The organism is Pseudoalteromonas sp. NEC-BIFX-2020_015, assembly GCF_012952265.1.
GTDB classification, from domain to species: Bacteria; Pseudomonadota; Gammaproteobacteria; order Enterobacterales; family Alteromonadaceae; genus Pseudoalteromonas; species Pseudoalteromonas neustonica.
Window position 1 is genome coordinate 60,679 of the sequence record NZ_JABCJL010000027.1, and the last position, 10,425, is coordinate 71,103.

A 10,425-nucleotide genomic window follows, 5' to 3' on the forward strand; every position below is an offset into this window, starting at 1 on the left:
GAATTATGGTTTTAGATAGGCAAGGGTATGATGACCTCATCATGTATCTTACTCAAAACTTAGCTTTATTTGAGAAGCCTGGCGAGATAAAACCAGGTGCACCAACGATTATGGCGTTGATAGAGGATGACATCGCTGAAAATGTGATGCTGATATGCCAACAAAACAAAGCGCTTTCTACAGAGCAACGCAGCCAAATAGTACGTGAAGTGGATGGGATAGTTTACGACCTCCAAGAAGTGCTAAGTAGTGTTACGAGTAATCAAGTTACTATAGAACAACATGCATTTATTGATGAGTTTGCAGCGTTGGTTAAAAACCTATTCGATAGCGCGGTTGCTGAAAAAATTTAACGACCTCAGATTATCGCTTTTAATTTGCAACTGCCTGTGACTTCCTTACAATCAAGAAAATAACTTCTTTGAGAGTAATAAAATGCAAGCGAATGTAAAATGGGTTGAAGGCGATACGTATCTTGGGCGCTCTAATTCTGGGCATAACGTTGTGTTTGACGCAGGCAGTGATAGCGCAGCACCAAGTCCTATGGAAATGGTGCTCATGTCAGTGGGTTGCTGTTCATCAGTAGATGTGGTCAGCATTTTAAAGAAAGCGAAACAAAACTTCTCAGATGTTCAAGTTAAATTGAGCGCAGAACGTGCTGAATCAGCTCCTCGAGTCTTTACTAAGATTAACTTACACTTTGTAGTAACAGGGGATAATGTCTCTGAGAAGCACCTTGCACGCGCAGTTACATTATCAGCTGAAAAGTATTGTTCAGTCGCATTAATGCTTGATAAAACAGTAGAAATTACCCACAGTCACGAAGTTGTGCAAGAACAGGCAAAATAAGGCTTTTTCCTGCGGTGAAATTCGTATAAAATCCGCGAACTTTCATTCTGCTGTGGCAGATTTCACTAGTTTATAGGTTGGTTTATTATGAACAAACCCTTCGATAAAATTAAACTACATGGCTTTAACAACTTAACCAAAAGTTTAAGCTTTAGTATTTACGATATTTGCTACGCAAAGACCGAGCAACAACGTAAAGAATATATTGAATATATCGACGAGCAGTACAACGCGGATCGACTAACCGATATTTTAGGTGAAGTGGTTGATATCATCGGCGCTAATATTTTAAATATATCGCGTCAAGATTACGAGCCACAAGGTGCCAGTGTTACTATTTTGGTTTCAGAAGAACCAATTGAGCAGCAGCAGACATTTGACGTTGATGAAGCACCAGGGCCGTTACCTGATACCGTAGTTGCACATTTAGATAAAAGTCATATCTGTGTACATACTTACCCTGAAGCGCATCCTGATGATGGTATTTGTACTTTCCGTGCTGATATCGAAGTATCGACCTGTGGTATTATTTCGCCACTTAAAGCCTTGAACTTCCTGATCCACAGTTTGGATTCAGACGTGGTGACAATTGACTACCGCGTACGTGGTTTTACCCGTGACGTAGATGGCGTGAAGCATTATATTGATCATGCGATTAATTCAATTCAGAATTATATGACGGAAGATACCAAAGAAGCGTACCAAATGATGGACGTAAACGTGTATCAGGAAAACTTGTTCCATACAAAGATGATGCTTAAAGAAACAGACCTAAATACATATTTATTTGGTGTGTCTACTGATGACTTATCTGACGATGAAGAAGAAGAAATTCGTTCTAAGTTAGCCCGTGAGATGCAAGAAATTTTCTACGGTCGTAACTTACCATATACAGAATAAGCTAACCCAGTTAGGTTGTTTTAAAGCGGCGTGCAATGTAAATTGCGCGCCGTTTTTGTTTGTGGCGCGTAATATGATACTAATCTACATTTTTTTGAAAGTGTTTTACTACCCAACATCTAGGTTTAGTCGTCGTATGGTTAGCTTGTTGTAATTATAATCAACTGTAATGCCCAATAATGCGGTGTAATATCACGTAATATCTTTTTGTAGTTCATTCCTTTATAACACCCCTAGAACTTAATAATAGTAATAGGTTAGACATGTCTACAGCAGTTCAATACGATTTAATCGTTATTGGAGGCGGCCCCGTTGGGTTATCGACCGCTTTTCATGCATCGCAACGAGGCCTTAAAACACTGGTAATCGAAAAACATGGCTATTTTAATGATTTAGGAAGCTCTGCCGGATACTCTAGGCAGTTTCGTTTGCAGTATGATCAACAGCATATGTCTGAGTTATGTTTAGCATCACAGCAGTATTGGCAGCAAATACAGGCATTGTCAGACGAGCCATTAATTGGCGATGAAGGAAGTTTATGGTTTGGTCAAAAAGGCGTTAAAGATGCGCGAGAAGGCGGTATCGACGAGGCTGAAAAAACCATGGATGCGTTAAATATTCCTTATGAGAGACTGGCAGATGCCACCGCAATACAAAGTAAGGCCTGCTTTGAAGGACTCCCTAAAGAGTATTATGGTTTTTTTCAATCAAATGGCGGCACCATTAATATAAAGCAAACACAGAGAGCATTTTTTAATGCGGGGTTAAACTCTGGGTGTGTGACTTATCGCGAATGGGAAAATGTGCAAACGATTACCTCATTAGCAGATGATATTGTTGAAGTAACGACCCAGCATAGTGCTGAAGAAGGCATCACTACTACATGTTATACATGTAAAAAACTAGCGATTACTACGGGTGCATATATCAACGAAACCGTACGTAGTTTAGGGGTGTCAGTGCCTATTATTATTTGGCAAATGGCATCAGCGTATTTTAAGAAAGTTGACCCTGTAGCAACGACCCCATCTTGGTTTGTATTTCAACAAGCAGAGAATGAATCAGACCCACGAACCGCAACTAATTCTCTTTTGTGTGGTTTTCCTGAACTTGAATGGGCAAACCCAGGCTACATTCGTGTTGCGACAAATTTTCCTGACGATGCAATTATTTATGATCCAAATGATCGACAGTTAGCCCCAAGTAAGCAATCATTAGCGATTGCGTCCTCATGGGTTGAACAGTTTATGCCGGGCTTGGAGCCAACCCCGTATTTTACGACAACATGCTTAATAGCATTGTGTGATTCACCATTGAAAAAAGGGGAAAAAAAGGCAGAGTTTTTTCTTGATTACATGCCGGATTATATACCTAATAATAAAAATATAGTGACGTATACCGCAGGTTGGGCGGGTAAATTTATACCTATTTTAGGTGATATGATTTGCCAGATGCTAGAGAACGATGCGCTGACTGAGTTTAATTTCTCCGTTAGCTACAGTACTTTTAGCATCCCAAAAAATCATTTTGCTATAGCGTGGCAAACAGCTAACATTTGATCGGTTAAATAGGTGTTTGCTGGTGAAAATTTACGTAAAGAGTTTTGAGATCATTAGGTAATACTTGCCAATATGGTGCAGCATTAATAGGTGTTACCTGCCAAAAAAGATTCTCAATGATCCCAACATCAATATATTCGCGTATCTCTTTACCTGCAGATTGGAATTTACTGCTGAGATACTCAAATAGGCAAGTATATAAGGCTGCATCGGATTTATTATACATCTCATTATTGACGACACTTGCAACGCATTCGAACCATGTGTAAATAAATTCAGGCTCTAACTCTCCCCACTGTTTAATATAATGTTGATCTGTTTTAAGGGCTATGTCTGGAAACTTCTCTCTAAACTCATTGTAAAAAGACAGTACAATCATTTTGGTTTTATACTCTTTGTGGGTGGATTTGTATTGTTTAGCACCAATGAAAAAACACAGCCCTGTATAAAACCAGACTGAGCTTGCCACAATTTGCCAGGTATCAGCCCCTTGCTCTGTTATAAACATAGGTATCGCGATTAAACCTCGGACTATACCCACTGTAGCAATGACAAATAAAGCCACTGTCGTAAAAGGCAGTTTAGGTAGTATTTTTAAAGCAGACAAGGCAAATGCCGAACAAGTAAACATCAACCCCGCAACAACAATCGCCCCCAATGGCGCAAGAAGTGTTCCTTGCTTTGATGACGTAATTAATTGCTCCGGGGCACGGGCAAAAGCAAACCAACTTGGCCCACCCCAAATGCACAATAAGTGCCATACAGCTGCCGCAAAGGCGATAACCGCAGCACTCATTAATAATCTAGATTCAATATTTTGTTGCACTATAAAACTCTGTATTATAATTATTATATTAACTCATTCATTCTCTGGGGGATCACCAGAATCTTCTTTGCGCTTACGCTGTTCTTGCTTTGCTTTTTGTACATTCTCAAATTGAGGCGGTGGGATCGGGAATAACGAAATAAGTGGGAAGAAAGCCAAAAATAAAAATGCGCCACGTGACATCGTTTTACCCCAAGCCACAATTTTTATCATTGTCCAAAACACAACCAGCAATAATAAAGTCACCGCTAACCAATGTAATAGCAGCGTTTCAAGGCTAACCTTATTTAATATATCCATTTATTTTTAATGTGGTTGCTAATAAATAGTTAATGAGGGTTAATTGAACAATATCAAGTCAATAGGCATATTAACATCATGTAGGTCGTGATTTATCGCGACAATTAAACGCCTTTTTAAAGCAACTGCAACAAATCCCACTTATTACCGTACAAGTCTTCAAATACCACGACGGTGCCGTACGTTTCTTCGCGCGGCTGCTCGTTGAATCTAATGCCATTTTTTTGCATCGTTTTATAATCACGCCAAAAATCATTAGTGTGTAAAAATAAAAACACACGACCACCCGTTTGGTTACCAATAGCTTCTAATTGCTCAGGTGTACTTGCTTTAGCGAGTAATAGGTTAGTGCCATTGGAGTTGGGTGGTGACACTAATACCCAACGCTTACCATTGCCAAGATCAGTATCTTCAACCAAATAAAAACTCAGTTTTTGTGTGTAAAATGCAATCGCGTCATCATAATTTTTTACAACTAAAGCCATACTACCAATGTGCTGTTTTATATTTGTCATCGCGTTACTTTGAAATAATAAAATGCTTAAAAGTGTTTTAACATATAAGGAGACATAACCCGAGGACAAAAGGCTGGTAAGTTAAATGCCATGTGTGATTCACTTGTAGGTCTGACTTTAGTTAGAAGAATTTTCGGGATAAATCCTTACATCCTTACTTACAGGAAAGCGTATTCCATGACGCAGCTATATTTATTATTGGGTAATCTGAGTTTTCTCATTTCAGGTATCTAACAAGCACGGGGTTAATGCAGTGTTGCTCTTTTTTTGATAGGATCAAAATAATTTGACGCCAAATAAACTATTATAATGCAGAAAAAGAATACATTTTTGATGGGTGACTGGCTAATTGATGCAGATGGCTTAAGTATTCAAAACAAACATCTGAACAAAGACCTTGATTCAAAGGTAATGCAATTATTAGTTTATTTAGTAGATAACAGAGAGCGTGTAGTAACCAGAAATGAGCTACTTGATCAGCTGTGGGCAAACCAAATCGTCGCCGACGATGTACTGAATGTTGCTATGAGCAGTTTACGCAAAGCCTTAGGTGATGATTTTAAAACACCTACTTATATCAAAACACTACCTAGAAAAGGCTATCAACTCATAGCGCCAGTTAAGACAATACTCGCAAATAGACAGAGCATTAAGCTTTATTGGTTAATTACAACTTTGTTCGTATTGATGATTGCTCTGCTGTTATGGTTTAAATTTAAACCCGTCGCTGTAATTTCAGATTCAAATCAACCTATCAGACTAGCTGTTTTGCCATTCGATTATTATTCATCGATCAGAAATCGTGAGTATATCGCTGATGGTTTAACTGAAGCTATTATTAATCAACTGGTGCAAGAGTCTGCTCTTCAAGTAACTTCCAGAGCATCCGTTATGCAATATAAAGTAAAAAAAGCATCAATAAAAGAAGTGGTCGAACAATTAAATGTCGAGTGGATCTTAGAGGGTTCAGTGCAATTAGAAGGCGATAAAATTTTGGTAACGGCACAATTAATTAATGCCGTGGAAGATGTTCATATTTGGAGTGAAACTTATCAACGAAATTTAAGTGATTTATTCAAAATACAAACAGAGTTTGCCTCTGAAATAGTTACACGATTAAATTTATCATCGAAACAAGCTACAATAAATAACAACAAATCAACATTAAGGAAAATACCTCCCGCGGCTTATGATCGTTTTTTACAGGCTCAGTTTTTTCAATATCAAGGAGAGAGTGAAAAGGCGATAAATGCTTACAAGCAGTCAATCGATCTTTACCCTGATTATGCACAAGCTTATGCACATTTATCTCATAGTTATTTTTCAAAAGCCTATTCAGAAGGCAAGCAAGCCGGAGAACTTATTGATAAGGCAAGTAAATTAGCCTTTAAGGCTTTGCAGATTGATCCCAACCCTGCTTATGTTCAGTTGGCGATAGCATTAACCTATCTATATAAAGATTATGATTATCAAGCGGCGGGGAAAGCTTTTAAATTGGCTTTTAAACGAAATAATCAGGATTTGATGATTTTGGAGTGGTTTGCCGAATATTTATTAATTACTAAGCAGTTTGATAAAGCTGAGCAGTTAGCGAAACATATGGTGGCGAGCAGTCCGTTGGCTTACAACAAAGATACAACCTATCGTGCTTTATATTATAGCGGGGATTTTAAAGGCGCTGATAAAGAAGTGGCGAATAAGGCAATGATTATTTCCGAAGGTTATCGAGAATCTCTTTATGCTTGGAATTCATTGGCAAGTGGTAATCATGATTCTTTGCTAAGTCATGCACCATTATTTTTAAAAGAGCTTAAGGTACAGCAAAATATTATTGATGAATTTTTAGCTTCGTTGAAAGATAAAGGACTGCGTAACGCACTCAATTTTATAGTTGAAAACACGCCTGCTTTTAATAATTACGACAGGGCAAAGTTTTATGCATGGGCTGGTGAAAATAAAAAAGCAATATTGTTATTGAAAACTTTAGTAGCTGAGCGAAATTTACAAGTGCTTAAATTAGGTATTGAACCCGCTTTTAAGTTATTGACTGATGAACCTGACTACATTGCCTTACTCAAACAACTCAAACAGTAGAACACCAAGTCATAGAATCTAGCCAGCTTGTCAGTCTCTCACCTTCCATATCTACGAATTTACTAATCAATAGTTTCTTTATCATTTAGATTCAAAACTGAGGCCGCGCTGTTTTATTACTTTAATCCCATGAATTTAAGTAGGCTTCGATTCATTATTAGTGTTATTAGCAACATAACTACATGATGGTCGTTATCAATTTTACCTGTTTAATTAAAATATTATCTTACGCCGCTTTATTGAAGGTTATTTATAGCCATTAATTTCAATAAGTTAAACATTAATTAGATTTTTTTAGAATTCGTTAAGGACATTTCAATGATTAATAGGGTAAGTTCAAAATCGAAATTAACGATTAATTAACGAGAATTACATGAGACTCCTGCTAATAATATTGTCGATGTTTACATCACCCTTATTCGCGTCACAATTTGATGTAGATACTTACTCCACCTCTTTAGATTTTGCTCAAGTTAACGATGTTTTTGTTACTCAACAATCAAGCGGTACTTGGTGCTTTAATACTTCTGTAAGACACAATGATCAAGGTTGGGAGCATTATGCCGATGGATGGGAAATTCTAGATTTAGAAGGAAATCAACTAGGATCCCGTAAACTTCATCACCCCCATAATAATGAACAACCATTTACGCGTAGTCAGTGTGATATCGCAATACCAACAAAAAGCTCTATAGTAATAGTGCGAGCAAGGTGTAATAAGCATGGTTTTGGCGGTAAATCAATGGTTGTTATTCTCAAAAATAAAAATAAAAATAAAAAATGAATGTAGTCAGTCGAAATAAGTAACAGTTATTAAAAACTCAAACGGGCGCATAACAGTTGGCGATGCTTCTCGTTTATTACAATTTTTGTCAACTAGTCTATATCGCTTAAGCAAGCGTGTAATAAATGCAAAGGATAGTTTAATGAAAATTTTAAGTGCAACACTACTACTTTTTACTTTTCACTCCTCGGTAATGGCTGAACAGGGTGTTATTGTTAATATACTTCCAGATAAATTAACTTTATCCATTAGCTGTGAAGCCCAAATAAGATTACAGCAATTAAAAACACAGCCCGAAATATTCTCCGTTGGCTATTCTTGTAAAAGTGCTACTAATACAAGTTATTATATGGATTTTCGTTTAAATGACGTAGATATCGTTTCCGATTTTGAAAAAGGCTCAACTGAAGTGGAGGTTAACAAAATCAAATTTAATTCATACACACTCTACGAAATAGCCGCTAAAAGCAAAGATGGAAAAGCGCTTAAATTTGTGTCTTATTGTACAAAAGATATTTGCCTTGATTTAGTTGGGGACTATGAACAATCAGTGAAAGCTTCTATCACATCGCAATTAAGAGGGTAGTTTAGCGTAGAGAATCTAGGTCAAATTGTTATGGTCAATAGGAAGGAACAAGGAAGACACTCAGCCTAAAGTTTGTATTTTTTATATTTCGCACTAACTTTAAGTTAGTGCGAAAAACGTACAGGTTACCCAATGGTTATCGCAAGAAAACGTCAAATAAGTTTGGCTGATACAAAATACTACCACAGTATTTCTCGTTGTGTACGCCGAGCATTTTTATGCGGTGAAGACCGTTTTACAGGGAAGTCTTATGAACATCGCAGGGGGTGGCTTGAAGGCAAGTTACTTGCTTTAGCAAAGACATTTTGTATTGATATATGTGCTTACGCCGTAATGAGTAACCATACCCATCTAGTGCTGTATGTAGATGATAAAAAGCTAATAGGCTAAATAATAAAGCAACTATTATTCGCTGGCCTTTACTGTGTAAAGGCACATTACTGACCCAGAAGTATTTGCGGGGTAAAAACGAAGTAAAGTAGAGCGCATCTTTTTTAACCATACGGTTGAGCAATATCGAGAACGCTTAGCAAGCATCAGTTGGTTTATGCGTTTATTAATCGAAGGTATTGCCCGCAAGCGAATAAGGAAGATAACTGCACATGACGATTTTATTCGCTGCCATCCATGGCACTCACCCTTCGGGTCGCCTAAGGCGTTCAAAATTGTTTCTTACAACTTTGTGGGAAGGCCGCTTCAAATCACAAGCATTATTAGGTGAAGCCGCACTCGCCGCCTGTATGGCATACGTTGATTTATATCCTATCAGGGCAAAAATGGCACACACGCCAGAAGAGTCATCACATACGAGTGTGCAAAAACGATTAGCGAGCGGAACACAAGGCAAGCAACCAAAACAACTATTACGCTTTGCAGGCATGCCACGTCAAATCATGCCAAAAGGGTTACCATTTGAGCTTAAATCGTATCTTGAACTTGTTGAATTTATACCCTAATGCCTTGTAACCTTTCTCTCGTTTGTTCCACATACGTTTTAACGTCGGGAAGTCATCAATAAAATCATAAACTTGAATAACAGATTTATTATCCCACTCTCGTTGAATTCGTCCAGCGTATTGCGCCAATATGCCTTTCCAAGCGATAGGCAGCGTTATATATAAAGTGTCTAAATGTGGTAAATCAAAACCTTCACCGACGTATTTTCCTGTAGCTAAGATAACAACTGCCTCATCATTACTTGGTTTACTGGATAAGAAAGTTATTCGTTCTTTCCTTTGCTTTGTTGAAATACCGCCATGCAGTTCAACAACCTTTATTCCCTTATCAGCCATCATTTTAGCAAGTAATTCTATATGCTCTTTTCTTTCAGTAAGTACCATTACAGATCTACTGTTATTCACCGACAGCTCTATACTGTTAACAATCATTTCATTTCTAGCTTGATCACAAACTAAGTGTTTATAAACTTGAGATATATGTGGTTTAGTATCAGGGATTAGCCATTCTGAAGGAAAACTAGTACCAGTTTTGACCACCTTCACATGTTGTTCAAAGCTACTGGTAGAGTTTGCTGCCTTATAAACAACAGAGCCTATTTGAAAGTGCATTAATTTTTCTAAACCATCTTGGCGTTTAGGTGTTGCTGTAAAACCGTGAATATATTTAGTATGCACTGATTTTATCAAACACGCATAGTTTGATGCAGGTAAGAGGTGGCATTCATCTATTAATATTTGGCCATATTTTTCAATGGCAGGTTTAATGTCTATTCCATTACGGCTAACTAGGCTTTGATAAGTAGCTACATCAACTTCATAGGTCAGCTTATCTTTACCACCTAATAATGAACCTACTTCAACGTTCGCTAGGAATACTTTTATCCTTTCAAGCCATTGTTCTGCTAATTGGCGGTTATGAACCAAAATTGTAACTACTCAGGAGGGGTAAAAATGCTGGGCAACATGCCATTGAATAATAATGCTAATGCGGTAGACGCACTGATCCCTTGCTTTTTACAACTTGATAAGTAACTACGCAGCCCAAAAAACATC

11 protein-coding genes and 1 pseudogene are annotated in these 10,425 nt (G+C 37.6%); 8 read left to right on the plus strand and 4 right to left on the minus strand.

The genetic code is table 11. The features are described 5' to 3' along the window. The first annotated feature begins 5 nt into the window (after positions 1-5). From HH219_RS17505 to HH219_RS17520, 4 genes are all read left to right on the plus strand, one after another. On the plus strand, positions 6-353 hold the full coding sequence (locus tag HH219_RS17505) for a DUF3802 family protein (RefSeq protein WP_054204540.1): 348 nt from the start codon (positions 6-8) through the stop codon (positions 351-353). Positions 354-435: 82 nt separating this feature from the next. Beyond that, entirely contained in the window at positions 436-849 is a 414-nt protein-coding gene (locus HH219_RS17510; protein ID WP_054204539.1) for an OsmC family protein, read from the plus strand. Positions 850-936: 87 nt separating this feature from the next. Next, positions 937-1,749 (plus strand): adenosylmethionine decarboxylase, encoded by an 813-nt coding sequence (gene speD / locus HH219_RS17515; protein ID WP_169328180.1) that lies wholly within the window; start codon positions 937-939, stop codon positions 1,747-1,749. A 263-nt stretch (positions 1,750-2,012) separates the two neighbouring features. Beyond that, a complete protein-coding gene (locus tag HH219_RS17520) occupies positions 2,013-3,308 on the plus strand; it encodes an FAD-dependent oxidoreductase (RefSeq protein ID WP_169328181.1) in 1,296 nt (431 codons plus the stop codon). 4 nt (positions 3,309-3,312) lie between these two features. Here the strand turns inward: HH219_RS17520 and HH219_RS22115 are convergent, their stop codons facing one another. From HH219_RS22115 to HH219_RS17535, 3 genes are all read right to left on the minus strand, one after another. Next, positions 3,313-4,134 carry a hypothetical protein gene (locus HH219_RS22115; RefSeq protein ID WP_249118544.1) on the minus strand — a complete coding sequence of 274 codons (822 nt, stop codon included), beginning with the start codon at positions 4,132-4,134 and terminating at the stop codon, positions 3,313-3,315. A gap of 33 nt (positions 4,135-4,167) precedes the next feature. Continuing rightward, entirely contained in the window at positions 4,168-4,434 is a 267-nt protein-coding gene (locus HH219_RS17530; RefSeq protein WP_169328161.1) for a hypothetical protein, read from the minus strand. A gap of 116 nt (positions 4,435-4,550) precedes the next feature. Beyond that, positions 4,551-4,949, minus strand: a complete 399-nt coding sequence (locus tag HH219_RS17535; RefSeq protein WP_169328182.1) for a VOC family protein — start codon at positions 4,947-4,949, stop codon at positions 4,551-4,553. Between the two features lie 333 nt (positions 4,950-5,282). Here HH219_RS17535 and HH219_RS17540 point away from each other — a divergent pair, with 333 nt between their 5' ends. The 4 genes and pseudogenes from HH219_RS17540 to HH219_RS22120 all read left to right on the plus strand — a co-directional run. Next, positions 5,283-7,043 carry a winged helix-turn-helix domain-containing protein gene (locus HH219_RS17540; RefSeq protein ID WP_282960318.1) on the plus strand — a complete coding sequence of 587 codons (1,761 nt, stop codon included), beginning with the start codon at positions 5,283-5,285 and terminating at the stop codon, positions 7,041-7,043. Positions 7,044-7,443: 400 nt separating this feature from the next. Further along, positions 7,444-7,827 (plus strand): hypothetical protein, encoded by a 384-nt coding sequence (locus HH219_RS17545; protein WP_249118545.1) that lies wholly within the window; start codon positions 7,444-7,446, stop codon positions 7,825-7,827. 142 nt (positions 7,828-7,969) lie between these two features. Beyond that, positions 7,970-8,413, plus strand: coding sequence for a hypothetical protein (locus HH219_RS17550; protein WP_169328185.1), 444 nt, complete (start codon positions 7,970-7,972; stop codon positions 8,411-8,413). Positions 8,414-8,545: 132 nt separating this feature from the next. Continuing rightward, a pseudogene (locus HH219_RS22120) lies at positions 8,546-9,357 on the plus strand (transposase); the annotation flags it as partial. On the opposite strand, the gene HH219_RS17565 reads toward HH219_RS22120, so the two are convergent. Next, positions 9,319-10,296: a DEAD/DEAH box helicase family protein gene (locus tag HH219_RS17565; RefSeq protein ID WP_249118546.1), complete on the minus strand. Its 978-nt coding sequence runs from the start codon at positions 10,294-10,296 to the stop codon at positions 9,319-9,321. The pseudogene HH219_RS22120 and the gene HH219_RS17565 sit on opposite strands and share 39 nt — an antisense overlap. Positions 10,297-10,425: the final 129 nt, after the last annotated feature.

Excerpts from the sequence above, each read along its gene's own strand:
- HH219_RS17505 (WP_054204540.1), top strand. The coding sequence starts at position 6 with ATGGTTTTAGATAGGCAAGGGTATGATGACCTCATCATGTATCTTACT.
- HH219_RS17510 (WP_054204539.1), top strand. The coding sequence starts at position 436 with ATGCAAGCGAATGTAAAATGGGTTGAAGGCGATACGTATCTTGGGCGC.
- speD (WP_169328180.1), top strand. The coding sequence starts at position 937 with ATGAACAAACCCTTCGATAAAATTAAACTACATGGCTTTAACAACTTA.
- HH219_RS17520 (WP_169328181.1), top strand. The coding sequence starts at position 2,013 with ATGTCTACAGCAGTTCAATACGATTTAATCGTTATTGGAGGCGGCCCC.
- HH219_RS17530 (WP_169328161.1), bottom strand. The coding sequence starts at position 4,434 with ATGGATATATTAAATAAGGTTAGCCTTGAAACGCTGCTATTACATTGG.
- HH219_RS17535 (WP_169328182.1), bottom strand. The coding sequence starts at position 4,949 with ATGACAAATATAAAACAGCACATTGGTAGTATGGCTTTAGTTGTAAAA.
- HH219_RS17540 (WP_282960318.1), top strand. The coding sequence starts at position 5,283 with ATGGGTGACTGGCTAATTGATGCAGATGGCTTAAGTATTCAAAACAAA.
- HH219_RS17545 (WP_249118545.1), top strand. The coding sequence starts at position 7,444 with ATGTTTACATCACCCTTATTCGCGTCACAATTTGATGTAGATACTTAC.
- HH219_RS17550 (WP_169328185.1), top strand. The coding sequence starts at position 7,970 with ATGAAAATTTTAAGTGCAACACTACTACTTTTTACTTTTCACTCCTCG.